The organism is Neobacillus sp. YIM B06451, assembly GCF_032667185.1.
In the GTDB taxonomy this organism is placed as follows: domain Bacteria; phylum Bacillota; class Bacilli; order Bacillales; family Cytobacillaceae; genus Bacillus_D.
In genome coordinates this window covers 95,561-121,957 of record NZ_JAVFKJ010000004.1, presented here as the reverse complement: position 1 = coordinate 121,957, position 26,397 = coordinate 95,561, and the positions used below count along the sequence as shown (strand labels likewise).

Sequence of the window (26,397 nt, the reverse complement as noted above, 5' to 3'; positions counted from 1 at the left end):
TGGTAAGGGGATATAGTATTACATCTTAATTTTCTTTGAGGTGCTGTATGACCATTAGAAAAGCCAGCAAATTGGAGACTGACTATATATTGAGGGTGTCTGGACATGTGATTGAAGAAAGCACGATGGGATACGCCACCAACAATTTGGAGAATGGCTATAACATGTTTCAGCCCATCGTGAAAAACGGGGCCTATTACCTGGTTGACGACCACAATCGCGAAATTAGGGGCTGGATTCTGCTTGGCTCCAATTGGAATCCGCTGACCGGCAAAGTAACCGGCAACCTTCTTCAGTTATACGTTTTTCCCCTATACAGAAATTTTGGCATCGGGAAGAAACTGATGGAAGCAGCAATCCACGAACTTCAGTCCCAAGGGATTGGCACCATCCAGCTCAACGTTTTTGCGGGGAACCCGGCAAAGTCCTTATACAAAAAGCTTGGTTTCAGAGAAATTTCAACCGTTATGGAGATCGATTTTTTCAAGAAGAATTTTGGTTGAACGGCGGCTGGCTCATCATGCTTTTTGCCAAAATGAAAAAAGGGAAGGCCCATTCCTGGAACCTTCCCTACTTATTTATTTCTGGGGCTTGCCCAAATCAGGTGAAGCGAATTCAGCCAAAAACTTTCGGCCTTTTTGACCCTCACTGGGGATGCTTCCACCAGTTTTACGATATCCCGGTTGTGATTGCAGCCAAATTTTTTCAAAAGAAAAGGATTGGCTTTGTTCTGCAGCCAGGCATATACGGGATTCGTACTGATTCCATGCTCCATTAAAAGAATTTGGCCATCCGGCCTTACCCAATGAGCCATCCGTTCAAGCACCTTTTCCGGATTCGGGTAAGAGCATAACGATAGTGTGGAGATGACTGTATCATACTGGCCAGCCTCTAGATCAGCTTCTTCGACATTAGCGGTTATAAACTCCACATTAAGCCTTTCCTGAGATGCCTTTAACCTCGCATGTCCAATCATTGATGGGCTGAAATCAACAGCAGTGATTTTCGCATTCTTTGGATAAAATATGAAGTTCGTTCCCGCTCCCACTGAAAGTTCAAGGATGTCTCCATTCGCAGAGCCCAATAGATTTTTCCTTAAACGGTACTCAGACGAATTTTCTTTAAGTGGCTTCGCATACCGCTTAACCTGTTTATCAAACAATTGGATTTGCCGGTTGATTTCCAACTTACAAGCCTCCTTGATTGGCCAATTTTATCAATTCGGTTAAAAGAGGCATCCCTTCAGGCCTACATTGTAATGACCACTTTCCCCTGCGCATGGCCTTCGGCAAAATAGCTAAAGGCATCTGAAATTTCGTCCAGGGCATAGTGCCTGTCAATAACAGGCCTTACCTTCTCTGTTTCCAGCAGCTCCTTCATAAAATATAGGTCTTTTTGGTTTGGGCGCTGCAAGAAACTTTTGATTTTTCTGCTGCCGGCCATGGAAATCCAGGGGCCAAGCAACATGGTCTGCGCCATTTGCGCCCCGGCGCCGCCAACATGGACAAAGATTCCGTTTGGATTCAAATTACGTTTGTATGCACTAACCGGGTGGTTCCCATTGGCGCCAATGATCAAGTCATAGCGCTCCGTCCCTCTTGTAAAATTCTCTTTTGTGTAATCAATGGCATGGTCCGCCCCGATGGCACGGACTCTTTCTATATTCCTTGTGCTGCACACCCCGGTGACCTCGGCGCCAAAAGATTTGGCGATTTGGACCGCAAACGTTCCGACACCGCCGGATGCTCCATTAATTAAAACCTTATGTCCACGGCGAATCTTCCCTTTATCACGCAAACTCTGCAGCGCTGTGACTCCTGCCATCGGCACCGCGGCCGCTTCTTCAAATGATAGATTCGCAGGCTTTGAGGCAAATGCATCCTCGGGAGCAGCCACATATTCCGCATACCCGCCCCAGCCGCTTCCGGAAAGGTCCCCAAACACTTCATCCCCGGGCTTGAACAGCTTAACATCCTTGCCAACCGCCTCCACACGTCCGGAGATGTCGCCCCCTGGAATTGGGTATTTCGGTTTTAAAAGGCCAAATGCAAAACGGGCCAGGAACGGTTCCCCTTTTAAAAGAACGAGATTCCCATAATTAATCGATGCCGCGTGTACCTTGACCAACACTTCATTGTCCTTAGGTACGGGCTTTTCAACTTCTTTTACCTCCAGAACATCCGGCGCGCCATATTTGCTACAAACAATCGCCTTGATAAAGACTCCCCCTACTATGGTTGGATTTGTTTCCAAAAAACTAATTCATTTACAGCCTATTTGGGTTAGGAAAAATTATGTATCTGGATGTATCTTTATTATGGTTTAAAAGACCATTAAAGGAAAGTTTTTACCAATTGCCAATTCGCCATGGTATGATTAAAAATATCTTATGGATGGCGGTGGTTTTTTTGAAAACCAATAAAGCGATATGGGACTACGCAAAAGCTTTCTTAGGCTTCATCCTGCTGGACGTGTATTTAAATGTGGCAATCGCGGGGGCCGGGAATATTTTTTTACAGCTATTGCTCGTTGCCGGCTTCTTGCCTCTCCTTTATTTATTGTTAAAATGGAACGGGCTGGTTGGGTTTAAGGACGTTGGCATCCGGTTCCATCAAAAGTGGACGCGAAACCTGTTAATCGGCTTCGGTACCGGTTTTTCTTTCTGGCTTATGAGCTATCTCCTCTCATGGGGATTTGGCTCATTTGAACTAACAGGGATAAAGCCATTCGGAGAATCCGTTGCGATAACCGGAATGGTTTTGGGGACATTTTTTATCGGCTCATTTTTTAATGACATTATCACGAGAGGGTATATTTTCGCCCAGCTCAGGAACCGTATCCCCGTCCATTGGATTTTCGTTATTTCAATCGTTGCGTATTCCTTTGACGATATTTGGAACGAAGGCTTCAGCCTTTCCAATACGCTGTTCTCCGTCCTTGTCGGGCTTTCGCTGACCTATGCCTTTTACAAGTCAGGTTCAATCTGGGCAACTACAGGAATCCACTGGGGGCTGAATGTATGCTACGGCCTTTTTAACGGAACGCTCGGCCAGGATAACGGAGGTATTTTCAATCTTACCTCGAACCATTCCGCTTCCCTTTTTCTAGAGGTGAAAAATTATCTCATTCCGTTGCTGATGTTTCTTTTTGTCATGGCCATTCGGAAAAAGCTTGATTCGAGAAGCAATGACATCCCACAGGGGAAATCTCCTTCGATGTAGCCCAGCATTCAAAACATGAAAAAGCCGCCCTTTTTCAAATGTAAAGGGCGGCTTTCTTGTTTAACATTTTGGTCATTTCCATTCCAACAAAGGAAGAATATCCTTTTGCCGGTCGTACATTTCATCAATCATGGCGCATGCCTGATAATAGCTAGGCGCCTGCGGATCAAGCAAAATCGCCTGCAGTAGCTTTGTTTTCGAATTTTCCACGTAAGCCTCAATCAGCAATCTATGAATCATTCCCTGTATGTGGATCGTTCCGATGATTGCTGTTGGCAGCTCAATAGTCATTGGTTTTAATTTGATTCCATCACCATTCACGACCGCCTGCGTTTCGACAACCATATCATCCGGCAGGCCTTTGATTGCACCATTATTTTGCAAATTGGCCGAATTGATTTCGATTTCATCATTAAAGAAAATCGCTTCAATGATTGGTATCGCATACTCGCCACTCTTATGGACATTCTCCTTTTTAAAAACAAACATCGTTTCGGCCCACTCTTCATAGGTCATGTTCTCGTCAAACAAGCCTTTATCAAGTATCCCGCCATGGGCACAGTAAACGAATTCAGGAGTCCTCGAATCCTTTTCCCATATCCTTTCCCTTACTGGGTCATAATGGAATTGAAGCGGAAGCCCCGCGTAAAAATCCCCGGCAAACGAAACATACTCCCCGATATGGTTTGTACCCGGATAAGGGTAAAGCCCATAAATATGGTACATCGTCCGGGATAAAGAAATATGGTCAAACTGGGCAAGGCGATTGGCCTGCTTTTCTTTTTCATTGAAGAGGGGGTATATGTCCTCCCCTGTATTCTTGTCCCATAGTTTCGTGAAGAAACCAAAATGGTTCAAGCCTCCCCCTTCAAAGCCCAAATCATTTCTGTCCATTTCCAGGAACTTTGAGATTTGGTCGACGCCCATATCGAGTCCATGGCACAAGCCTACTATTTTAATAGAGGTTAACTTTGATATCGCCTCAACCAATTTCGCTTCGGGATTCGTATAGTTGAGCAGCCAGGCATCAGGACAAACTTTTTCCATGGTGCGCGCGATGTGGAGCATCGGGCCGAGATTTCGGAGTGTGTGGAACATCGATCCGGGGCCGCCATTTTCGCCAAAAATCTGTTTGCTGCCATACCGGCGCGGGATATGGAAATCCTGTGACCAGTAAAAATATCGGTTTACTTCAATCGCAGTAATGACAAAGTCAGCGCCAGTCAGTGCTTCTTCCAGATTTGTCGTTTTCCAAAGGTTTGCCGGGTGAGAGAATTCAGTAAACATTTCCTTCGCATAGATATACGTTTTTGTTAAATTTTCATCAACAATGTCCATAAGGGCGATTTCGAGATCCACTTCATTTTTTAGCCTTTCGGACAGGACCAAATCCTGAAGAGAGCCAAGCGCAAACGAAATGCTGCCCGCCCCGACTAATGCTACTTTTACTTTTTTCATATTTGTTCTCCTCCCGACTTTTCCCCTATAAATTTACACTTTAGATATTTCGCTGCCGCCCTATCCAAATAGAAATCAATATGTTCATAGCCAAGCAGTTCCTGGGCAGGCAGCTTCCTATCCTTAAGAATGGCCATTTCCTTTACGATTTCAGCCTTCCTTTCACCTGTAATGGCAACAATGGCCCGCTTGCTTTCCGCTATCTGCCTTAATCCCAACGTAATGCCTTTCTCAAGTTCTGTTGGTTGTAAAAAATACTTCTGGGCAACTGTCTTTGTCGTTTCGGATAAATCGACAACACTGCTATGGCCCAATACTTGGCACCCGGGCTCATTCAAGCCAATATGTCCGTTCATGCCAACGCCAATTAAACTGAATGTAATCGGATGTTCCTCTATAAAACTGTCAATCTTCGAGCACTCCTCCTGCAAATCATTAGCGGTTCCATCAAAAAATTCAATTTGCCCGGGTTCCAGTTCCAGATGGGAAAATAAATCCTGATTGAGCATTTGAAAACAGCTGCCCTCCGATTCCCTTCTTATTCCCACCCATTCATCAAGGCTTACCAATTTCACTTTTTTAAGCGCGGGCTGGCCTTTCATACCAGCGGCAAACAGCTGGTAGGATATCTTGGGGGTGCTGCCTGATGCTAAACATAATACCGGCTTTGCTTCTGTTCTTACATGCTCCTCCATCTCCTTGGCAATTTGGAGAGCGACTTCCTGTTCATTATTAAAAATTCGGATCATGCTTTCACGTCCTATCCTGAGATGATTTCCATCATTCTATCCTGAAGAACAAGATTGGCTGCCCCTACCGCCGTGGAATGCGAAGACCTGCTGACAATAATGAATGGCTCCCAATCTGTAAACTGTTTAACATAAGCTTGCGTCCTGGCTAACAGCTCCTCCGGGTATAATAATGCTGTTTTTCCGCTAATTATGATGGTTCCAACATCCAAAAGGCTATTGATGTTTGTAATGATTAAAGCCAAATGTTTGGATACATACTCTACAAAGGCTTCTCTCCCGGAATCAAGGCTCAAATCGAATTGATTGAGCAAAGCCCTCATTCCCAATTTGCCCTCGAGCCAGCCAACCGAATGTGGCGCTTTTATATAATCCGGATCAAAACACATGTATTCAAGCTCACCAGCACTTGCATGAACGCCCCTATGCAGCTTTTTATTCAGGATCATTCCCGCGCCTACTCCCTCGCCCAAAGAAATATGGATTAAATCTTCGAGCCCATTTTCCTGATCCTCGATTTTCCGGTATTCCGCAACCGTTGAAGCGTTTACATCATTTTCAAGAATAATAGGCAATCCAACGGCCATTTTTAGTTTTTCAATAATAGGCTCAAAAAAATAATCCCCTTCTTTATCGTTTTGAACTCTCATCCTAATTGTTTTGTTCCTGTTATTGATGGCGCCATCCACGCCAATACCAACCCCAACAATCTTGCTGCCAGTTTCCTCAGCCTTTTCACTCATGCGGCAGACAATATTTTTAAAAACACCGATAAATTCTTCATTGTAAAAAGGAATACCTGTATCAATTGAGTACGTATAAAGCACGTTGCAATGCAAATTAATGAGAACGGCCGTTATCTGGCCGCCAATAACCTGAAGCCCTATACTTGCATACCGATTCTCGTTAAATCGGTATACAGTCCTTTTTCTTCCAAGTCCGCCCGAACCATCGCGGCTTTCACCCGTTGGAACCAAAATTCCGAGTTGCTCAAAATATTGAACAATCTTGCTAACCGTTACAAAGCTCATCGCTGTCTTCTTGGTAATTTCAACCTTCGCGAGCTCAGGGTGCTGCATGACAATATCAAAAATTATTTTTCTATTTTCGTCCTTGATATCGTGCGGCAAAAAAGATTTCATTGCTTCACCCTCTTATTTAACTACATTAATTAACAAAGTTAAAAAAATAAACAAAAATGAAACCACCTTAAATGGCCTTACTAAAAAGTATATCAATGGTAAATGAAGTGTCAATGAGAAACCTCACCTCGCCGTAATAACGAACTTTTTTCAGATGGATGCATATTCTACACTATATATTTGTAAACCAGGGGATTGGTATGAAGATGGTACGGAAACGAATGAGGAACCGGGTCATTGTCGACCAGGTGAATGTGAATTCCATCGATACGGCCTCGGGCATTTTTATTGGCATTAATTATGCAAATAACTGGTCCTCACACCGTAAAACGAATTACGGCTTTGGTTCGATGAGCAATTGCCGGATTTCCAGGAACTATAGTTATGTCATTGACAATGATGTTGTCGATACTCCGATTAACAGCAATGCGATTAGCATCATGGAACGGGGGCCGAATAGCAGCCTCAATCATGTCGACGTTGTCGGGATTAACGTAAACGTACTTGATTCCTGCGCTGCCCTGGCGGTTGGGGAAAATGACCTGAACGGCTGGAGTACACATAGCAAGCGGAATGCCGGACAAGGCAGGATGATTGGCAAGATACAGAACGAAAACAATGCAACCTACATTTCAGATCAAGATATTATTGATACCCAAATCAATCATTTGACCCATTCATAACTTTCCGCTGGCCTCTAAAGGAGGGATCCAGGTGGCCATTACCTTCGGAGTTGGCGCCATCAATATTAATTCCCAGAATACGAATTCCACCGTCGCAGTTGGACAGAATCAGCTCCCCGGCTGGGCGGCCCACCGGAAGGTCAATAACGGACAGGGATTTTTAGTGGGGAATGTGGTGAATACAGCCAACGGATCCGTCATTAACGACCTCGATTTCATTGATGGCCAAATGAACAACGCAAACGTCTCGCCAAGCGCGCAAGGTCAGACAATTTAATGAAGCAGCATAGCGGCCGGATGCTATGCTGTTTTTTTATATTAGGCGCAATTCTATAAAATAAGGAATCCGATAGCATGACAGCCTCTTTTTTACATATATGTAGTAAAGAAATCTTTTCCATCCGAAAGGTCGTGACCGAGTGAAAAACAAAGGCCGACGTTCCCAAATCACAAAAATATTGGGCAGTGACTTCGTGGAACTTTTAACAGAAGTCGCTCCTTTAATAGGTCCCCGGATTGATTGTATGCACACGGAAGATTCGCTTTATATAACTGTGGACCTTGCCGGTGCGAAGCCCAAGGATGTAAAGCTCGGAATAAGTTCCGGCGGTCTTTTGATCAGCGGGGAAATTCACCCTCTTATTGAGACCCCAGCTTCAAATTTTATAAAGCAGGAACGATTCTACGGCCCTTTTCAAAGAAAAATCAAACTTCCCGTTCATTGTGTGCCAAGCCAAATAAAAGCGGAATTGGCGTACGGCATTTTAAGTATCACAATTCCTTTATTAAAAAACACAAATAATGATCGCTTTCCAGGAGGAGAAACATGATGGCTATTCGATACAAAGGAATGAAAATCGGAAGAGTCTATTCTTCATCCGGGCTTTTTATAGGTACAAACATTCAAACTGGGAGGATTAGCAAAACCGAAGTAAATGAAGGGTTTGGTTCGATCAGGGGAATAAATAGCAAAGCGACTGGCAATCATGCGCTATTTTTCAATGACAAAAAAGGATTTGATTCAGATGAGCACAGAAAAAATCATTGAAAGCCTGCTGAATTTTGCGGAAAGATTGGACAGGCTTGAAAATGCCGTGAAAGAATCGAACAACAGCAAAATCCATTTTGACATTCATATAAACGACCTCCATTTAAATGAACTGAACCTTGAGGAACTCGCCTTTCACCTCGATAGGCTCGATATCCAGGAGTTAAGCGGGATGCTGAACATGGGCAACACATTTTCGCCAAAGGTACATGGAAAAGAGAAAGTGAATGAACCCGATGTGGAAAGAAATTCTGCTTCATTTTTGGAAAAAGAAAACCTTGAGGATATATCGCCAGAAACGAGAAGCGGTACGGAGACATTTTTGGAAACAGAAAGAAACAGCCGGGATATACAGATTCTAATCAATGGCGACCCGGTTTCGTTTTCACTAACCAACGGAAAGGGCAATCGCGATGAATAAATTTTCTCCCGCTTTTTTTATCGGAAAAATCACGATCGGAACTGTGGAAGGTGCATCGTGCGTCAATCTGGGCAATAACCTTCCGAGCGGCTTTACGAGTTATAAAAAGCATAACCAGGGATTCGGCACTGTATCGGGTGACAATGCTGATATCCATGACCTTTTCGCTTCTTTGGAAGAAAGGGAAACGAAGGATGCCTTCAACTTTGAATTGGGAGAAGACTCCGGCCAGGAACCGCTCATTCAATACGCACAAGGAATCATAAGGCAACAGGATGTTGATATTCAGGAAGTTGTGGAGGAAGAGTTGGGTGATTCCGAATCCGAATGAGATTTTCTTTAATCCACATCCTCACTCGTTACGCCTTTTTAATATAGCGGTTTAAACTGTAACCTGTCCGAAAACGATTTGTAACTTAGACATGTTAAAATTGAAGGACACACTTTCTCATCCATTATTACATGCATAAGGAGACACGTTATGGATTCTTCATATCTTAAAAAATCGTTGAATGAATGGAAAGAGGAAATCTTGGAATTGCTCGCGGAGATCGATAAGGAGTATGAAAAGGTAAAGCAGGAGCTTATGGTATACAATTACAAGTTCAGCATAACCAAGCAGGTCACCCAGTCAACAGTGAACGAAGAGATTATCCGCACCATCCGGGAAATCTACCACAAACCATTCGAGGAACAATTTAATAGGCTAAAAGCCGAAATCAAGGACCTTGAAGAAAAGAAAAGGGTCTTCGGCATGTTTGTCGATAAAATCGACAAAGTCCAAGCCAAGGACGAACCGCAATCAACCGCCGAATACATAGCGAAAATTTCCTAACAATTAGAAACAGGGAACGGACCGAGTGCCTCATTGAAGCACGGGATACGTTTCCTGTTTTTCGTTGTTGGACCCGGTATCAAGTGCTTCATTGATGCACAGGATACGCCCCCCTCATTTATGAAAGAAATATCTCCGCACCTAGGCATTTGACCATTCCCGCCCACCCAAAGAAGCATAAGATGTTTTGAATGAATTTGAGGAGGAGAGAGAAACATGGAGAGACAATTCTTAGGTGGCATGGGTTACGGGATGGGCTTTGGTGGCTATCCGGGCTACGGTATGGGAGTCGGCGGTTATCCTGGTTATGGCATGGGATTCGGCGGCTATCCGGGTTATGGATATGGCGGCTATCCTTGGCATCATCACCATCACTATCCTTGGTTCCATCATCATCATTGGCATGGGGGCTATCCATTCCACCATTGGAGTTACTGATTTATTAAGAGATAAGGGACGGGTAGCTTCTTCATTGAGGCGGCGGATCCGTCCCTTGCAAAATCGACGGGGTGGCGGAGAAGGACTAGTGAAATATCACTATACAGCGTTTCGAAAAATAGTAGCGATCCAGACACTAACTAGTGAATCTTATACCATAATTAGTGAATTATCATGTAAAAACGACTTCCGAGATTTTTTATACATAATAACAAAAGCTGCCACCAAAGCGGCGACAGCTTGCCTTAAGGATTATATTTATATTTCACTTGTATCGTATCCAAACAAAGGCCCAATACTATTCAACCGTAACCGATAATGACTTTACAAGGATTGACGGAGAGCCGATTGGTGAGAGCGGGAATGCCAGATCGGAACCGATTTCCACAACATCCTTCAGCATCTCGTAAAAATTCCCTGCTATCGTCATTAAGTTGACAGGGTAATCGATTTTCCCATCCTTTACGTAGAACCCATTTGCAGCGACCGAGAAGTCCCCTGAAACGGTATTGGCCCCGGAATGCAGACCTGAAAGTTCTGTAATCAAAACTCCTTCTTCCATCCCACTGACCAATTCGCTAAATTCCTTTAATGAAGGCTGAATGTAAAAATTAGACGGCCCGACCTTAATCGCTGACTTATAGGAACTTTTATGCGCATGCCCGGTGGTGGATGTTTGCTCCTTCCTGGCAGTTTTTAAATTATGGAGCAAGGATTGCAGCACCCCTGACTCAACAACTGTCAGTTTCTTTGTGGCCACTCCCTCACTATCAAAAGTTCGGCAGCCAAGTCCTCCTTCAAGAAACGGGTCATCCACGATCGTTACTTTGGCGGACGCAATTGCTTTTCCCTGTTTATCCTTCAATGGCGACGTGCCGGCCTGTGTATTCTCAGCGGAAAAATTGCCTGAGTATACCGCTAAAAGCTGAGCGGCCGCATCGTTGCGGAGCAGAACAGGATATTTCCTGCTTTCAATTGACTTCGAACCCAATTGCGCCAATGCTTCCTTTGCGGCTTTCTGGGCAATTTCCCTGGCGCTTAACTTGTGAAAGTCCTTCGTCACTTTAAATTCAAACGAGGTTTTCTTTTCCTCACCATCCTTCACAATCGCCTGGGCATACACATATAAAACATTCAACTTGTCACTTATATTCAAACCTTTATTATTGGCAAGCGTTTTTATAACTGATTCGGTTCGGATGCCGCAGAAATCGGTTGGCTGGAATCGCGGGTCGGCTGCTAAGAGTTCCTTCTCAACTTCCTTAATGAAGTCGATTTTTTCCGGAATCCCAACTTCCTGCAATGACTCGGAAAAGAAGTCGCCCTGTGCATAGCTTTCGCTGCCGGAGAAAATCTCCTCCACCTCATCATCATTTAGTATCGAGGCATTTTCCATCGCATTCTCGATTAGATAAGGAATGGATGCATCTTCGATTTTTTCTGTATAGGCATAACCCATTTTTCCATTAATCTTTCCTCTAAACGACAGGCCTCCATCCTCTGCAATCTCATATTGGTCAATTTCGCCATTGTAAATTTGGCAGCCAAACACTTCTTTTTTTTCAAAATAGATTTCCACATCTGTGAACCCTCTGTTTTCAGCCTCGCGAAACAGAAATTCCTGAAAAGTCATCGTCTATTCCCCCTTAGTCCCGCCGACTGTAATTTCACTGACTCGGATTGTCGGCTGGCCAACGTTTACCGGGATGCTTCCACTCAGTGAACCGCACATCCCGGCCCCATGGCTCAAATTGTTGCCAACCATATCAACCATTTGAAGCGTTTTAGGGCCATTACCAATCAGGGTAGCCCCTTTTAGCGGCCGGCCTAGTTTCCCGTTTTTCACTTCATACGCTTCCATGACCGCAAAGTTGTAATCGCCGGTTGCCGGATTTACCTGCCCGCCGCCCATATACTTTGCGTAAATGCCATGTTCGGTAGCAGAAAGGATTTCTTCAGGAGTTGAGCTACCAGGGGCAATATACGTATTCGTCATCCTTGAAGTCGGCGCGAATCGGAAGGATTCCCTTCTTCCGGAACCAGTTGAGGCCATTCCCATACGCCGACCGTTAAATTTATCAATCAAGTATCCTTTTAAAATGCCATTTTCAATCAGCACATTTTTGCGCGCTTTTTCCCCTTCGTCGTCAATATTGAGGGGACCCCACTCATTCGGAAGCGTTCCGTCATCGATATAAGAAACAATTTCCGGCCCAACCCGCTCGCCAATCCGATTGGCAAACACCGACGTGTTTTTGGCCACGGACGTGGCTTCAAGACCATGGCCGCAGGCTTCGTGAAAAATAACCCCGCCGAATTCATTATCAATGATGACAGGGAATTTCCCGCTTGGGCATGGAATTGCATCCAGTTTTGTCACCGCAATGCGAGCCGCTTCATTTGTATAATGATCAAGATTGAGGTTTTCATAGAATTCGAATCCCTGATGGGCGCCAGGACCATAAAATCCAGACTCCATTTGATTTCCCCGAACGGCTACAGCTTGAATTGCCAGCCTTGACCGAACCCGCTTATCTTCAATGAAAGTACCTTCCGAGTTGGCAATCAGTACATTTTGCTCCTCATCCATATACCGGACGGTTACCTGTGAAATCGAAGAATGATAGTTTTTTGTTTTCTCAAACGCGTTATGTAGGATTTCCGCCTTGCGTGATTTTCCGACATCCCGGGGCATAATCTGAATTGGATGAATAGAGTCTGCAGCCTGGCTGACAAATGGGGCAAGCCTGGCCACCGATTCACCTTTAATCGCCTGGGCGGCATTGGCTGCTGCTTTTAAAAGGCCTTCCCTGCTGAAATCGGTTGTATATGCATAGATGCTCCGTAAGCCTTTAAATACCCTGATGCCAACACCAAAATCACGTCCGGACAAGGCTGTTTCAATTTTCCCGCTCTGGAAGGTAAGGTTATTAGTAAATCGGTCTTCAATAAAAATTTCAGAAAAATCCCCGCCTGTTGTTAAAGCTACCGAAAGCACCTCTTCGATTACATGTTTACTTAGCATATAAACCTCCCGCTATTAAAAATAATTGCTTGGAATCCACTTTAATTGAATATTCGTTCTTGCCAAATGTTATTCCTCTAAAATTAGGTTAAAACTTCCATACCTGTTTTCGGGCACAAAAAAACTGCCACCTATACCAGTGGCAGTTGCTAAAGAAAAATTGAAATTGTAACATGAATTCACTCCCCTTTCCCGGTTCACTTTCAACCGAGATGGTGCCGTTTAGGAAGAGTCAATCCATTGGGTAAGGGAGAGGCCGAGCCCCGTTAGCCCATTTCTGGAAGCCATTCTAATCTGCGCGGTCAATTCCATCCTTCTATTCACCTGGAGGATTCACCAAGGCAATTCTCAGTTCATACATTCCATCGTTTTGGAGTTCTTCGATTACCTGCCAGTTGGCGGAGATAATCTCTTTGAGTTCATTCACCTGATTTCCGGACAGCCTCACCTGACCAAGGTAAAATCCGCCGTCCCGGAATGCGACATCTCTTTCCAGCCCGAACTTAATCCCGAGGAGCGACTTCAGCGCGCCTTTTGTCAAAAAGGTGATTCTGTAGCCTTTTAGGATAGCATTTCTGATTCTCCCAGGATTGTTATTGTAAAAATCAATCAGCGTCTGCCAATCCGGGATTCCTTCTCCAAATCTCTCAAACTCTGTAGAATTCTCATTTTCAAGCATTTGCAGGATGTCACTGTCGTGAACGCCATTCGAGCGAACCATCTCAATCATCAGCGCATGGTTCAAAGCAAGCCGCTCTTTTTGCATCATTTTCCCTCCCCTATTTTTCTCCATATAGATAACAAGCAACTTGATGGCCTTCTCCGGCATCCAACATTGGCGGTTCAACTTCGGCACAAATCTCCATGGCATACGGGCACCGCGTGCGGAACTTACAACCTGATGGCGAATTCAAAGGGCTTGGCACCTCGCCTTTCAGAATGATGCGCTCCCGGGCTGCCTTTGTCGTATCCGGTTCCGGAATTGCCGATAGAAGCGCCTGTGTATAAGGATGCAAAGGGTTTTTGTATAGCTCGTTGCTTTCGGCGATTTCAACCATATTGCCTAAATACATGACGCCGATTCGGCTTGAGATGTGCCGGACCATTGACAGGTCATGGGCAATGAACAAGTATGTCACACCTGTATCCTGCTGGATATCCTCAAGCATATTGACCACCTGAGCCTGAACTGAAACATCGAGGGCGGAAATCGGTTCATCACACAGGATGAAATCAGGCCGGACCGAAAGCGCCCTAGCGATACTCACACGCTGGCGCTGCCCGCCGCTGAACTCATGCGGATAGCGGTATAAATGATCCTCCTTTAGGCCGACCCGCTCGAGGAGGTCTAAAATGATTTCCTTCCGTTCCGCAACAGATGAAGAACTATGAATTTTCATAGGTTCACTGATCAATTCGAATACATTCATGGTCGGATTGAGCGATGCATAAGGGTCCTGAAAAACAGCCTGCATTCGCCGGCGGTACTTCTTAAGGTCCTTCTCTTTTAAAGAAGCAATATCATTCCCATCGAAATAAATGTTCCCCGAGGTAATATCATGGAGCCTAATGATGCTTCTGCCAACCGTCGATTTCCCGCAGCCGGACTCACCAACAAGGCCGAACGTTTCCCCTTTTTGAATAGAAAAACTTACACCGTCGACAGCCTTCAGATACTGTTGGTTCCGTCCAAGAATTCCGCCTTTGACCGGATAGTATTTTTTAAGATCCTTTACTTCCAAAATTGTCTCACTCATGAACTTCACCTTCTATTCCGCTGTCGTCGTGAAGCCAACACATTGTCCGCCTTCCTTCACCGGCATCAAAATAAGGCGGCATCTTTTCCTCGCATATCCCCATCGTATAAGGGCATCGTCCGGCAAACGGGCAGCCCTTCGGAGGATTCAGCAGATTTGGGGGAGTTCCCTGTATCGGGACGAGCCTTTCTTTTCCAGTATCCGAACGTTTTGGCAGCGACTTTAGCAATCCTTCTGTATACGGATGCTTCGGATTTTGAAAAAGGTCCTTTACCGGTCCTTCTTCCATAATAAGTCCGCCGTACATGACGAGAACCCGTTCACAGTTCTGCGCAACCACGCCAAGATCGTGTGTGATCAGCAATATCGCCATGTTTTCCTTTTCTCTTAAATCCCTCATTAAATCAAGAATTTGGGCCTGAATCGTCACATCGAGCGCGGTTGTCGGTTCATCCGCGATCAATACCTCGGGACGGCAACTGATCGCCATCGCAATCATGATTCGCTGTTTCATCCCGCCGCTCAATTCGTGCGGGTATTGTTGGAGCCGTTCTTCGGGAGAAGATATTCCTACCTGGCGGAGCAATTGCGCCGCGATTAGGTAGGCTTCCTTTTTCCCGACACGGCGGTGGCGGATGATTACTTCAGTCAATTGCTTGCCGATTTTGACAACAGGATTTAGCGCGGACATCGGGTCCTGCGAAATCATCGCGATTTCATTGCCGCGAATTTTTTGCAGATCTTTTTCTTTTTTTAGCAGAAGATTTTCGCCGCGAAGCCGGATCGATCCTTCCTTTATTTTTCCCGGGGGCTGAATAAGAGAGATAATTGATTTAGCCATGACGCTTTTTCCGCTTCCAGACTCCCCGACAATCCCGTACACTTCCCCCTTTTTCAAGCTGAAGCCAACACCACGGACTGCCTGAACTTCCCCTGCTTCTGTGTAAAAAGAGGTTTTTAAGTTTTCGATTTCAAGAAGCTTCTCTGGCACTTTGGTTACTCCCCTTTATTTAAAACACATATGCGTTATTTTTTTTGCAGCATTGTTCCATTTGGCTCGAATGCGACACGAAGGACATTTCCAAGGACATTAAAGCTTAGGACGGTAAATAAAATTAAAAATCCCGGGAACAACGTCAGGTGCCAGGCATCTCCGATATACCCTTGGGCATTATTCAGCATGCTGCCCCAAGATGAGTTCGGCTGCTGGACGCCCAGTCCAAGAAAGCTTAAGGAGGACTCCATCAATATAGCGGTCGCGATGTTAAGGGTACCGGCAATGATAATGGTTGATGCGATATTCGGGATAATATGCTTTAAGATAATAAACACGGACGACTGGCCAGACGCTTTTGCGTACATGACATACTCCCGTTCTTTTACCGAAAGCGTCTCGGACCTTACAATTCTCGATATCTCCATCCAGGTCATCAAGCCGATAATAATGACGAGCGTCTTAATTCCTGGTTTCATATAGGCATTTAAAATCAGCATGAGGAAAAAGGATGGAATTGACATCAGCACTTCCACAAGCCTCATCAGGATATTATCAATCCAGCCGCCGAAATAACCCGAAATGGTACCAACCGCTGTCCCAACAGTGACTGCGACAACCATGGAAAGAAAACCTACCGCGAGCGACACTCGGCCGCCATAAAGCGCCCGGGTTAAGTAATCCCGGCCGTAATCATCCGTTCCAAAAAGATGCTCGCCGCTTGGAGGCTGCAGACGATCCGGTATTGACATTTTATTAGGATCAAATGGCGACAAAAACGCAAACAGCGAAAGAATTGAAAAGAGTATAAGTATTATCAGGGCCATCAAGGCAAATTTGTTTTTTACCAGTTCTTTTTTAACATTATTCCATCTTCTCTTGTTCATTGGCTTACCCCCTTAGCCTTATCCGTGGATCGACAACACTGTAGAGGATGTCCGCAAACAAGTTCCCGATCACAAGCATTAATGAAGAAAACAGGGTAATGGCCATAATCACGGGATAATCGAATGAGAAAATCGAAGTGACGCCCAAAAGCCCCAGTCCCGGCCACGAAAAGACAGTCTCTGTAATGAACGCACCCCCGACCAGCCCAGGTATCGACAATCCGATAATTGTAATGATTGGTAAAAGGACATTCCTCAGGACATGGCGGAACAGAACAGTGGTCTTGCTGGCCCCATAAGCGTACTGGATATGGACATAATCCTCTTCCAACTGATGAATGGTACTCGAACGGATATACCTCATATAGACTGATACATTCTGAAAAGCGAGGACCGTACAAGGAAGGATTCCGTGTTTGATGATATCCCACGCAGAATCGCTGCCAACCGTACGCATCCCCATGCTTGGGAGCAACCCCCATTTGAGCGAAAACAGGTAAATCAGCATTAAGGCAAACCAGAAAATTGGGATGGATATCCCTATATACGAGATTAAATTTGCAATGCGGTCAAAGAGCGAATTCTTTTTCACTGCCGTAAACAGTCCGAGGGGAATGGCAATAATCAAAGTTACGATAAGCGAAACCCCCATCAGCCCGACTGTTGCGGGCAGGCGCTCGAGAATCATATCCAGGACGGGGCGCTTAGTAATCAGGGAATAGCCAAAATTTCCGACCACAATATTTTGAAGCCATAAAAAATACTGAATATAGATCGGCTTATCGAGACCGAGGCTTTTGCGTATTCGCTCTACATCTTCAGGAGCCATATCCGGAGTAACAAAGCTCCTCACCGGGTCACCCGGGGCCAGTTTGATAAGAAGGAAGGCTATCATGGAAATGATGATCAAGAGCGGAATCGCATTGAGCAGCCTCTTCACTATTATTCTTTTCACGCGTGTACCTCCTTATGGAACGCCAAAAGCCCTTTGGCAGGCTGAGTACCGCCCATACGTATTAAAACTGCAAAAAAGCTGATGCTTTTATCAGCTTTTTCGCAAAAGGACTATTCAACTTGATAAATTTTCGAGAGATCTTCAACCATAGTAACAGGAATCAGTTTTGCTTCCTCGATGCCGCCAAATTTCTTATCAACTGCAAGGCTTGCCTTTGGATAGGCTAGCGGTAAATAAGGAACGTCCTGGGCAACGGTTTCCTGGATTTGCTTGTATAAATCAGCACGCTTTTCTTTATCCGTTTCTACTGCCGCTTTATCCCAAAGCTGATCGAATTCAGCGTTTTTATAACGGGCAAAGTTGTATGCAGCATCGCTCTGGAATAGTGACTTATAGACGTCCGGCTCTGGCCCCATAATGTATCCGCCAAAGCTGATATCATAATCAGTGGTTGCCATATCCAGTGTCTTCTGGCCATACGCACTTGGATCCATCGGCGTCAGCTCCACCTTCAAGCCAATTTCCTGAAGCTTCTGCTGAGTATAAAGCGCCAGGCTTTCCATGATTTTATTGTTGTTTGCGTAAATTACACGGAGTGTATGCCCTTCTTTAATACCGCCTTTTTTCAAAAGCTCTTTTGCTTTCGACTGGCTATATTCATATGTCGTAATCTCCTGGGTGTGGTGCATTGTATCAGGAGTCAGGACCGAAGCAGCAGGCTCCGCAAAATCAGCCGAAATAAACGCTGAATCAATCAGTTCCTTTTTATCAAGCGCATGGGCGACAGCCTGGCGAAGTTCCTTGCTTTGGACAGCCTTGCTGTTCAGGTTGAACGCCATGTAAAAGAGTCGGCCTTCAGGGAATCGATGCATATTGAACTTCCCTGTTGCATCCAGCTTCTTATAATCTTGTGGGTCGATAAGCCTCATGTTGACTTCGCCATTTTGAAGGGAAATATTCGCAGTGTTTGGATCCTTTACAACCCTGTAAACGATGGAATCCAACTTCGCCTTTCCTGCAAAATAATCATCGAAACGGTCGAGCTGAACATATTGGTCCGATTTGAACTCCTTGAATTTGAAAGGACCGGAGCCGACTGGCGCCTGGTTCTTTTCACTCTTCATCAAATCGGTCTCCCCTTCAAAAACATGCTTAGGAATCGGGAAGAAGTCGTTCAATGCCCCTTCAAAGGAAGCAGTTACCTGTGGCAGGATGAACTTTACTGTTAATTCATCCACTTTTTCCACTTTTAAAGGCTGGCCATCGAAAACAAGGCTGCCGCGAATGGAACTGCTCTGTTTTTCATCCAGAATTGAATCAATAGTAAACACAATGTCATCCGCTGTAATCTTTTGGCCATCATGCCATTTCAAATTGTCTTTTAATTTCAATGTCCATGTCAGTTGGTCCTCTGACGGTTCGAAGCTCTCTGCCAGGACAAACTTCTTTTTGCCGCCATCCTCCATAAAATAAAGAGGGGCATAAAGCGCCTGCTGGACTGTAAGTGTAACGCGGTCATTTGCATACAGCGGGTTCATCACCTGGGGGTTGTCGGAAACCGCAATCGTCAATGTTCCGCCTTCTTTAGCGGTACCTTTGCTTTCATTCCCGCCAGATGGTTTTGATGAATCTTTATCACCCGAGCAAGCTGCCAAAGTTAGCAACAATGCTAAAATCAAGGCGGATAAAGATACTAATCTTTTATTCATTTTTTTGCCTCCTATGAATCTATTGATTTTCCTATCTAAATCTTAATCCCTAGTTTTCCAATAAGAATAATCTATCACCACAAGAAATAGAAGTCAATCTGTCTTTGTATTGGAACTTTATTCACTATATCACTAAATTTACAATATATTAAACTCTTCACAATATCTTCCGAATCTGTATTTCCGTTAATAACCTTAGATATGTATTGATAAAGTAGATACATTAATCTTATTTGGCTTATTCAATCTTTATGCTCTACTCACGGTGATTTTGCCGAATTGTATCTGAAGCGCGAAAAAAAGAAAGGTGAGAGTGTCCCACCTTTCCTCACTTAATTATGTGACTCCATCCACTGCTTGACTAAACGCTTTGGTGCCGCGTGCAAATAGGCTTCCTGAATAAGGCTGGCCAATTCGTTCCAGTGTTCCCCAGCAGGATTTTGGATGGAAACCCAGCCATGATGCCCTATGTATGGAGTTTTAAAAAAATGCTCTTTCTGAAGCAACAATTCCTGGGATTCCCGGTCCGACTTGAAAGACACATTGAATCCCTTTTCGCTTTCACCTGAAATTACGAATGATTTTCCATTGACTTTAAACGTCTTGTGGCCGAATCCGTCAACAATTTCAACCGCTTCGGGCAGAGCAAGGCAGATTGTGCGCAGAGTTTCTAACATGCCTGCGTTTTCTTGTGAAATCATGTCTTATTCACCGAATCCTATTTTGCATTAGCATCCGGCTGATGGATTCCGAATATATTGCCCTCGGTATCTAGGTAGTAGCCTTGCCAAGCCATTCCAGGCAGGGCGTATTTCGGCATTGCGACCTGGCCGCCATTCTCTAGAATTTTAGCCTCAGTGGAATCGTAATCTTCCACTCCCATTGTACAGGCATAGCCGTTCATCGCTTGGTTCGACTCAGGTCGGGCACCTTGTCGCTTCATTAATGCACCATTGATGCCTAGTTCACCTTCATTGCCGGTCACTGCCCCAAAATAAGGCATACCCGCATACTCGCTCCAATCCTCAAATGTCCATCCAAAAACCTCGCCATAAAACTTTTTTGCTCGCTCCATCTCATCAACATGAATTTCGAAATGAATTAATCTTCCCATAACTAAGCACCCGCTTTTTATAAATTTTTACTGCCATATACGTTTTTCAAGTTGCTACATAAATTATAACCGCCAAGCCAACGAATATATACAATATTCAGAATAATATAGATGTTTTCATCCGCTTCAATAACAAAAGCGCCTGCCACAACCCGGGATATCCCTCTAGAATAGATAACATTCGGGTATAACAGACACTTATTTTTATTCGAGCACTTCGCCCTTAACCTCTATATTTTATAGCCAATCCTTTTAAAAAATTCCGGGCATATTTGTCCCCGCATTCCTTATAATTTTTATGGCCTTTTTTCCGCAATAACGCACCAAGCTCTCCTTTTGTGATCGTAACTCCGGCCATTGCCAAAATATCGATCATGTCCTCACTTGTTAATGCGAGGGCGATTTTCAGTTTCTTTATAAGTATATTGTTTACAGGTTCATTGCTCTTTAACGGTGCTTGGGTTTGGTCAGGCTGTCCGGGCTTTTGTTCCTGAGGCCCTCTTTTAAAAATAATCAGGCCGTTCAAAAAGGACTCAAGCTTGCTGTTATTGATTTTTATACTGTCGTCTTCCTCAAGAACAGCTTCATCCTTGTAGCTGTCCCCCATTTTCGTAAGCATCTTTTTGACTTCATCCCTGGAGACTTCAAGGCCGCCCAGTTTAAAGATTTTCACCATATCATTATCTTTAATATCTAGCGCATATCGAACTCTGATTAAAATATCATTGTTTTCCAACGAAAGACCTCCTGTGTCCGTTCCTGTTTCTTCTATTATGACTCAACCAGCCTTCAGAATTCTACTTCAGCAATTATCCTCATAAAGACAAATGGTATCCGAATACCTGCATTCGAATACCATTGTATTTTTAAAATAAGAATCAGTCTCTTTCCCTAACCCTCTGCGTATCGCGGATGTTCTTCTGGATCGTGATGGCAGCAAATAGGCTAAGGACAAACGACATCCCATAAAAGCCCTTTTCGCTTAAATCAATACTTCCCGCATTGTATAAACCGATCGCCATTAATGAAATCGCTACAATAAGTGCAAACCAACTGATGCCATAATAAATGTTCGTTACAGGAATTCCTTCATCCTTATCCCTTACCGCTTTTTGCAGTGATACCGCGGAATAAAGGCCGAATACCAAAACAGCAAAGTAATAACCCTTTTCATTCAGCTGCATCCCCGCATTCCATAAGCCGATAAGATAAGCGGTAACTCCGACTAAAAGCGCTGCCCAGGAAGCCCCCACAAAAGCCGGAGTCGGTTCCCCTTCTTTCCGCTCCACTTTCTTTTTTACATCAGGCTGTCTCCCTTTATCCGTTAAAACTTCAGGATCATTAGCCATTGAATGTTCGCCCCCATCTTTTTCTCTAATTAGAATGGAGCACCGCAGATTCACTGGAGTGCTCCTACATAAATCCATTATATAGAAAATTCTAACAAAGGGTAGATATTTTTCTTTACTATGAAAAAGATTGGATATTGGTACCTCTGCTACTTCACCAGGCAGCCTGCCACACAAAAATTAAACCCTCAATGACCCACGGAAACCTCTGGCGGCATAATAGGATTCTGCTCCATTATGGTAAACGAACACAGTATCGTAGCGGCGATCACAAAAGATTGCCCCGCCAAGTTTTCTAATATTCTCAGGTGTTTTCACCCAGCTGGATGTTTTCATATCAAAACTTCCAAGTTCCTGCAGCTCCCGGTATTGTTCTTCTGTTAGAATCTCAATCCCAATCTCAGCAGCCAAGTCCATAGCACTCGTTTGTGGTTTATGCTGCTTCCTTGACTCAAGCGCTTCCCGGTCGTAGCAAACACTTCTACGGCCTTTGGGGCTTTCCGCCGAACAATCATAAAATATGTATTCATCCGCTTTTTCATCATAACCAACAACATCCGGTTCACCACCGGTATTTTCCATTTCATTTAACGACCACAGCTTTTCAGGATGCATTTCCAACTTTTCCTGTACTTTGGACCAATCAAGACATTTATGGCGATCCATGTTTTTTTCAAAACGGGCTTTCAATGTCTCAAGCAGTTGTTCACGTTGTTCTGAGGCCAAATTTTTATTTTCCATACTAATCTCCTCGTTTACTATATTTTGCGTTTTGTTACTATTACTTCACCATCCGGGTAAAAACACACGAACCAATCTGGTTAATCATTTCAGTCTTGTCCGAATTTCTTGATTTTTACCCCTAAACATCTTTCCTGTTTTAATATGTCGAGATGATTTTAACACATAAATCGTTTTACAAAAAAGAAACCCTTCATAACTGATAGCATGAAGGGTTTCTTTTTTGGCGATCTAAAGTATGTATGTTTTAGCAGTAAGTTAATAAATTTTAAAAAGACGAGCAAAGAAGTTGTCCGTCCCATTGAAAAAAGTAAAAAAGCGTGGTAAATTTATATAGATAGCCACTCGAATTTATTATAAGTACCTATTTACCCCTATTATAATTATACACCCTAGCCCCATCAAGAGTCAACCCCTAATCATTATTTTTTTAAAAGGAGTGTTTGCTGTGAATTCGGAATTTCAACGGGAACAAAACCGAGTCGACTGTGTAATGAATACCATTAAGGAGCAAATCAGCAGGTTGGAGGGTGAAACTACCCAGCATCGAAATGAAGTCATTCACATCCGCAAACACTTTTGGGACGAAATCAAGGTCAATACGGATACCTTTGATGATTACCTTGAAACGATTATCGGCTTACGGCAAGAAGCCCAGTCTCTCGCCGTTAGCCAAAGTACCCACAGGCATGCTTCGAGGAGATTATCCGCGCTGCGCCGTATGGCGGAAATTCCCTACTTTGGCCGAATCGATTTCATCGAAGACGATGATCCGGCTCAGGAACAGATTTACATTGGAATCTCCACACTGACGGATAATAGTGGTGAAAATTTTCTTGTCTACGACTGGAGGGCGCCTGTCTCTAGTGTTTACTACGACTACCAGCCAGGTCCGGCTAAGTATGCTACGCCCGGGGGAGTTATCAATGGTGTATTGGAGAAAAAATGGCAATATCTAATCAGGGGCGGCGAGCTTCTATCCATGTTTGATACGAGCCTAACAATCGGAGATGAAATTTTACAGAAGGTGCTGGGCAAAGGTACTGACAAATATATGCACAATATCGTCGCTACCATTCAACAGGAGCAAAACAGGATTATCCGCCATGATCGCGGGCGGCTGCTCATTGTACACGGCGCAGCCGGCAGTGGAAAGACATCGGCCGCCATGCAGCGGATTGCCTATTTGCTCTATAAATATCGGGATCGAATGAATGCCGATCAAATAATTCTTTTTTCACCTAATTCGATGTTCAATAGTTACGTGTCCAATGTGTTGCCGGAACTCGGCGAAGAGAATATGCAACAGGTAACATTCCAGGAATATTTGATCCATCGGCTTGGAAAAGATTTTCAAATTGAAAATCCGTATGAGCAACTGGAATATGTTTTAACTTCGGTAAATGCCCCTTCATACAAGCCAAGGATTGCTGGCATCCAATTCAAGGCATCCACCCGCTTTTTTGAGGCAATCAAATCATATCGGGAGGCGCTCGGGCAATCCGGAATGCTATTCACTGGCATCTCCTTTAGAGGAAAGCCGATTGTTACATCTCAACAAATCGCAAAAAGGTTTTATAACAGCGACACCTCACTTCGATTCCATAACAGGCTTGAAAAGTTGAAGGATTGGCTGATGAAGAAACTAGACGAAGCCGAAAAACTCGAACGGGCTAAGCCATGGGTCCAAGAGGAAATCGAGCTGCTAAGCAACGAGGAATACCATAAGGCTTACAAATATTTAGCGAAAAAACGAGGATTTAAAGGGGAAGCGGCTATCAATTATGAAATGGAGTACGAAGGGCTTGCCCAATTGATCGTAAGCAGGAAATTAAAGCCGATCCGAAATCGAATCCGGGCTTTTCGTTTCATTGACATCAAGGGGATGTACAAACAACTATTTGCTGACCCTTTGCAAATCGAACAGTGGTTGGAGGGGGAAGCACCGCCGGAATGGACGGATATTTGCCGATTGACACTGGAAGCGCTGGAAGAAGGCAACTTATACTATGAAGACGCTACTCCGTATTTATTTTTAAAAGAGTTAATTCAAGGCTTTCAGACGAACAGTTCGATTAAACATATAGTCATTGACGAGGCACAGGATTATTCACCGTTTCAATTCGAATTCTTGAAGCGATTATTCCCGTCGGCAAAGATGACTGTTCTTGGCGACTTTAATCAGGCAATATTTGCCCATGCCAGTGAAGCGGTTGATTTCCACATGCTCACCAATCTTTACGGGCCGGAAGAAACAGAAGTCATCAATATGGCACGGAGCTACCGATCCACAAAACCGATCATTGAATTTACTCGCCGGCTCGTCCCTGGCGGTGATCGGATTATTCCTTTCGAACGCGACGGCGAGCGGCCTGTCCTAACTCAATTGGCGAACCACGCCGAGCTGCACCGCTGCATTGCCGCCAAAGTAGCTGAACTGCGAGGACTCGGGCATAGCAGCATTGCAATCATATGCAAATCTGCCGAGGAAAGTGAAAGTGCCTTTGAAGCCTTGGCTGGCATCGCTGATATTAAACTCCTGAAGAGCAATTCAATTGAATACGAACAAGGAGTAGTGGTCATCCCATCCTATTTATCAAAAGGAATCGAATTTGATGCCGTCATCATTTATGATGCATCGCAGCAAACATATGGGGATGAGAGCCTGCGGAGGGTTTTCTATACCATTTGCACTAGGGCCATGCATTCTTTGCAGCTCTATAGCGTAGGTGAACCAAGCTCTTTTTTGAAAAGCGCTTTACGGGAAGGTTTTATTGATAATTGAGGAAAACAGAGAAGGCAACTCCCATTCGGGTTAGTTGCCTTCTTCTAAAATAAACTTCGTTAAAGTTATTAATTTTTGCTAACGGCTAAACACGCAATAAAGCGCCATTAGGCTTTGGCAACTCTTGCTCGGTTATCTGATTCATTTTACAAAAATGTTCGAAAAATTGTTGTGCCAGTTCTCGTTCCTTCGGGTCACTTTTCAGCGAAACGATATCAAGCAAAATTTGAGCCATCCATAAATTATCAAAATAACGGTATTTACCTGTATTCCATGTTATTCTGTGGGGCAATTTCTCATTTACGTAATAGTTCCAGAAAAGCATCTGTTCCGACTCTTTTTCAGTAAGTTGGAGTCTGTATGTTGAATGAGCGGGAATAAATCCATCTTCACAAAGCTTACCGATAAAGTTTTCATTCACCATATAGACACCTAAGATACGCCTGTCTTGTTCAGGCAAACTGGAATCTCTTGTTGTTAACAGGACAGCGCTATTTTGATGCAAGCGAATGGGTTTATTTGGCTTCCCCTGGTTTTTACCACTTTTTAATACGCCTGAAAAAACCTTCCATTCTGAAAAGGAATTATTCTGTTCTTCTGTGTCACACCAAAAAACCATTTGGGATTCAGGATGAAGTTTATGATTTTTCATAAGTTTTTCATGTTCCCAGCGAAGCTCCAGTTTTTTCTGTTGTAGCTTTTTTTCCTCTTCCTTCTTCCATTCTTCCTCTTTTCGTTCGACTTCCATTTTTTGTATAACTTTTTCGAGTGAATTAGCAGCAACTTTATCATGCAGTTTTAGGTGCTTTTCAAATACATCGGGGAAAACAAACTTTTTATTTTCTGATGCGAAGTTTATGACAATACGAGAATCATTATGTTTCACTATACTACCTAGGCCAAAACGCTTGTGTGTAACTTTCTTATTGATTAGATTCAATATTCTAGTCCTCCTTGTAAATAAAAACTCGACTACTACTAGTTAGTAAATTGATAATTTTATTCACCTAAATTCCTTTAAAGCTCACACAATTGTTTGATTTTTTTTTCGTTTAAAAAAAAGATATTAAAAAAACCGTATCCATA

Annotated in this window: 30 protein-coding genes; 11 read left to right on the top strand and 19 right to left on the bottom strand. The window is 44.0% G+C overall.

Translation table 11 applies throughout. The features are described from left to right. Positions 1-47 precede the first annotated feature (47 nt). Complete coding sequence (locus tag RB160_RS10345; RefSeq protein ID WP_316570180.1) at positions 48-503, top strand: GNAT family N-acetyltransferase; 456 nt, start codon at positions 48-50, stop codon at positions 501-503. A gap of 71 nt (positions 504-574) precedes the next feature. On the opposite strand, the gene RB160_RS10340 is transcribed toward RB160_RS10345, so the two are convergent. Beyond that, complete coding sequence (locus RB160_RS10340) at positions 575-1,186, bottom strand: class I SAM-dependent methyltransferase (RefSeq protein WP_316570178.1); 612 nt, start codon at positions 1,184-1,186, stop codon at positions 575-577. Between the two features lie 62 nt (positions 1,187-1,248). Then, on the bottom strand, positions 1,249-2,217 hold the full coding sequence (locus tag RB160_RS10335; RefSeq protein WP_316570396.1) for an NAD(P)-dependent alcohol dehydrogenase: 969 nt from the start codon (positions 2,215-2,217) through the stop codon (positions 1,249-1,251). 191 nt (positions 2,218-2,408) lie between these two features. Between RB160_RS10335 and RB160_RS10330 the strand changes: the two genes are divergently transcribed. Further along, positions 2,409-3,221: a CPBP family intramembrane glutamic endopeptidase gene (locus RB160_RS10330; protein WP_316570176.1), complete on the top strand. Its 813-nt coding sequence runs from the start codon at positions 2,409-2,411 to the stop codon at positions 3,219-3,221. Between the two features lie 72 nt (positions 3,222-3,293). Here RB160_RS10330 and RB160_RS10325 read toward each other — a convergent pair whose 3' ends face one another. The 3 genes from RB160_RS10325 to RB160_RS10315 are packed head-to-tail and all read right to left on the bottom strand — an operon-like array spanning position 3,294 to position 6,570. Beyond that, the gene (locus RB160_RS10325; protein ID WP_316570175.1) at positions 3,294-4,679 is read right to left on the bottom strand and encodes a family 4 glycosyl hydrolase; all 1,386 of its coding nucleotides are present in this window, start codon (positions 4,677-4,679) and stop codon (positions 3,294-3,296) included. Next, a complete protein-coding gene (locus tag RB160_RS10320; RefSeq protein WP_316570173.1) occupies positions 4,676-5,428 on the bottom strand; it encodes a 6-phosphogluconolactonase in 753 nt (250 codons plus the stop codon). The genes RB160_RS10325 and RB160_RS10320 overlap by 4 nt, the downstream gene beginning before the upstream one ends. Before the next feature lie 11 nt (positions 5,429-5,439). After that, on the bottom strand, positions 5,440-6,570 hold the full coding sequence (locus RB160_RS10315) for an ROK family protein (RefSeq protein WP_316570172.1): 1,131 nt from the start codon (positions 6,568-6,570) through the stop codon (positions 5,440-5,442). Positions 6,571-6,770: 200 nt separating this feature from the next. Here RB160_RS10315 and RB160_RS10310 point away from each other — a divergent pair, with 200 nt between their 5' ends. The 8 genes from RB160_RS10310 (at position 6,771) to RB160_RS10275 (ending at position 10,314) form a co-directional block, all read left to right on the top strand. Continuing rightward, the gene (locus tag RB160_RS10310; RefSeq protein WP_316570171.1) at positions 6,771-7,253 is read left to right on the top strand and encodes a hypothetical protein; all 483 of its coding nucleotides are present in this window, start codon (positions 6,771-6,773) and stop codon (positions 7,251-7,253) included. Positions 7,254-7,284: 31 nt separating this feature from the next. Continuing rightward, a complete protein-coding gene (locus tag RB160_RS10305; protein WP_316570169.1) occupies positions 7,285-7,530 on the top strand; it encodes a hypothetical protein in 246 nt (81 codons plus the stop codon). Between the two features lie 142 nt (positions 7,531-7,672). Then, positions 7,673-8,083 (top strand): Hsp20/alpha crystallin family protein, encoded by a 411-nt coding sequence (locus tag RB160_RS10300; RefSeq protein ID WP_316570168.1) that lies wholly within the window; start codon positions 7,673-7,675, stop codon positions 8,081-8,083. Continuing rightward, positions 8,080-8,301, top strand: a complete 222-nt coding sequence (locus tag RB160_RS10295; protein ID WP_316570167.1) for a hypothetical protein — start codon at positions 8,080-8,082, stop codon at positions 8,299-8,301. The genes RB160_RS10300 and RB160_RS10295 overlap by 4 nt, the downstream gene beginning before the upstream one ends. After that, positions 8,279-8,722 (top strand): hypothetical protein, encoded by a 444-nt coding sequence (locus tag RB160_RS10290; RefSeq protein WP_316570166.1) that lies wholly within the window; start codon positions 8,279-8,281, stop codon positions 8,720-8,722. The genes RB160_RS10295 and RB160_RS10290 overlap by 23 nt, the downstream gene beginning before the upstream one ends. Beyond that, the gene (locus RB160_RS10285) at positions 8,715-9,053 is read left to right on the top strand and encodes a hypothetical protein (protein ID WP_316570165.1); all 339 of its coding nucleotides are present in this window, start codon (positions 8,715-8,717) and stop codon (positions 9,051-9,053) included. The genes RB160_RS10290 and RB160_RS10285 overlap by 8 nt, the downstream gene beginning before the upstream one ends. A 150-nt stretch (positions 9,054-9,203) precedes the next feature. Continuing rightward, a complete protein-coding gene (locus RB160_RS10280) occupies positions 9,204-9,557 on the top strand; it encodes a hypothetical protein (RefSeq protein ID WP_316570164.1) in 354 nt (117 codons plus the stop codon). A gap of 262 nt (positions 9,558-9,819) precedes the next feature. Next, on the top strand, positions 9,820-10,314 hold the full coding sequence (locus RB160_RS10275; RefSeq protein WP_316570163.1) for a hypothetical protein: 495 nt from the start codon (positions 9,820-9,822) through the stop codon (positions 10,312-10,314). On the opposite strand, the gene RB160_RS10270 is transcribed toward RB160_RS10275, so the two are convergent. The 13 genes from RB160_RS10270 to RB160_RS10210 form a co-directional block, all read right to left on the bottom strand. Next, complete coding sequence (locus RB160_RS10270; protein WP_316570161.1) at positions 10,294-11,628, bottom strand: TldD/PmbA family protein; 1,335 nt, start codon at positions 11,626-11,628, stop codon at positions 10,294-10,296. The genes RB160_RS10275 and RB160_RS10270 overlap by 21 nt on opposite strands. Positions 11,629-11,631: 3 nt before the next feature. Further along, positions 11,632-13,020: a TldD/PmbA family protein gene (locus RB160_RS10265; protein ID WP_316570160.1), complete on the bottom strand. Its 1,389-nt coding sequence runs from the start codon at positions 13,018-13,020 to the stop codon at positions 11,632-11,634. A 316-nt stretch (positions 13,021-13,336) separates the two neighbouring features. Then, entirely contained in the window at positions 13,337-13,789 is a 453-nt protein-coding gene (locus RB160_RS10260) for a hypothetical protein (protein WP_316570158.1), read from the bottom strand. Positions 13,790-13,799: 10 nt separating this feature from the next. Continuing rightward, positions 13,800-14,777: an ABC transporter ATP-binding protein gene (locus RB160_RS10255; RefSeq protein WP_316570157.1), complete on the bottom strand. Its 978-nt coding sequence runs from the start codon at positions 14,775-14,777 to the stop codon at positions 13,800-13,802. Continuing rightward, positions 14,770-15,768, bottom strand: a complete 999-nt coding sequence (locus tag RB160_RS10250; protein ID WP_316570156.1) for an ABC transporter ATP-binding protein — start codon at positions 15,766-15,768, stop codon at positions 14,770-14,772. The genes RB160_RS10255 and RB160_RS10250 overlap by 8 nt, the downstream gene beginning before the upstream one ends. Positions 15,769-15,803: 35 nt before the next feature. Continuing rightward, complete coding sequence (locus RB160_RS10245) at positions 15,804-16,658, bottom strand: ABC transporter permease (RefSeq protein ID WP_316570154.1); 855 nt, start codon at positions 16,656-16,658, stop codon at positions 15,804-15,806. 4 nt (positions 16,659-16,662) lie between these two features. Further along, positions 16,663-17,613, bottom strand: a complete 951-nt coding sequence (locus RB160_RS10240) for an ABC transporter permease (RefSeq protein WP_316570153.1) — start codon at positions 17,611-17,613, stop codon at positions 16,663-16,665. 110 nt (positions 17,614-17,723) lie between these two features. Further along, the gene (locus RB160_RS10235) at positions 17,724-19,322 is read right to left on the bottom strand and encodes an ABC transporter substrate-binding protein (RefSeq protein WP_316570152.1); all 1,599 of its coding nucleotides are present in this window, start codon (positions 19,320-19,322) and stop codon (positions 17,724-17,726) included. Between the two features lie 332 nt (positions 19,323-19,654). After that, positions 19,655-20,023 (bottom strand): MmcQ/YjbR family DNA-binding protein, encoded by a 369-nt coding sequence (locus tag RB160_RS10230; RefSeq protein ID WP_316570151.1) that lies wholly within the window; start codon positions 20,021-20,023, stop codon positions 19,655-19,657. A 17-nt stretch (positions 20,024-20,040) separates the two neighbouring features. Continuing rightward, the gene (locus RB160_RS10225; protein WP_316570150.1) at positions 20,041-20,436 is read right to left on the bottom strand and encodes a VOC family protein; all 396 of its coding nucleotides are present in this window, start codon (positions 20,434-20,436) and stop codon (positions 20,041-20,043) included. 223 nt (positions 20,437-20,659) lie between these two features. Next, a complete protein-coding gene (locus tag RB160_RS10220) occupies positions 20,660-21,172 on the bottom strand; it encodes a YehS family protein (RefSeq protein WP_316570149.1) in 513 nt (170 codons plus the stop codon). Between the two features lie 142 nt (positions 21,173-21,314). Beyond that, positions 21,315-21,785 carry an inner membrane protein YiaA gene (gene yiaA / locus RB160_RS10215; RefSeq protein ID WP_316570147.1) on the bottom strand — a complete coding sequence of 157 codons (471 nt, stop codon included), beginning with the start codon at positions 21,783-21,785 and terminating at the stop codon, positions 21,315-21,317. Between the two features lie 180 nt (positions 21,786-21,965). After that, positions 21,966-22,526: a DUF4256 domain-containing protein gene (locus RB160_RS10210; RefSeq protein ID WP_396954701.1), complete on the bottom strand. Its 561-nt coding sequence runs from the start codon at positions 22,524-22,526 to the stop codon at positions 21,966-21,968. A 448-nt stretch (positions 22,527-22,974) separates the two neighbouring features. Between RB160_RS10210 and helD the strand changes: the two genes are divergently transcribed. Then, positions 22,975-25,311 carry an RNA polymerase recycling motor HelD gene (helD, locus tag RB160_RS10205; protein WP_316570146.1) on the top strand — a complete coding sequence of 779 codons (2,337 nt, stop codon included), beginning with the start codon at positions 22,975-22,977 and terminating at the stop codon, positions 25,309-25,311. An 85-nt stretch (positions 25,312-25,396) separates the two neighbouring features. Here the strand turns inward: helD and RB160_RS10200 are convergent, their stop codons facing one another. Beyond that, positions 25,397-26,251 carry a malate synthase gene (locus RB160_RS10200; protein ID WP_316570145.1) on the bottom strand — a complete coding sequence of 285 codons (855 nt, stop codon included), beginning with the start codon at positions 26,249-26,251 and terminating at the stop codon, positions 25,397-25,399. Positions 26,252-26,397 lie beyond the last annotated feature (146 nt).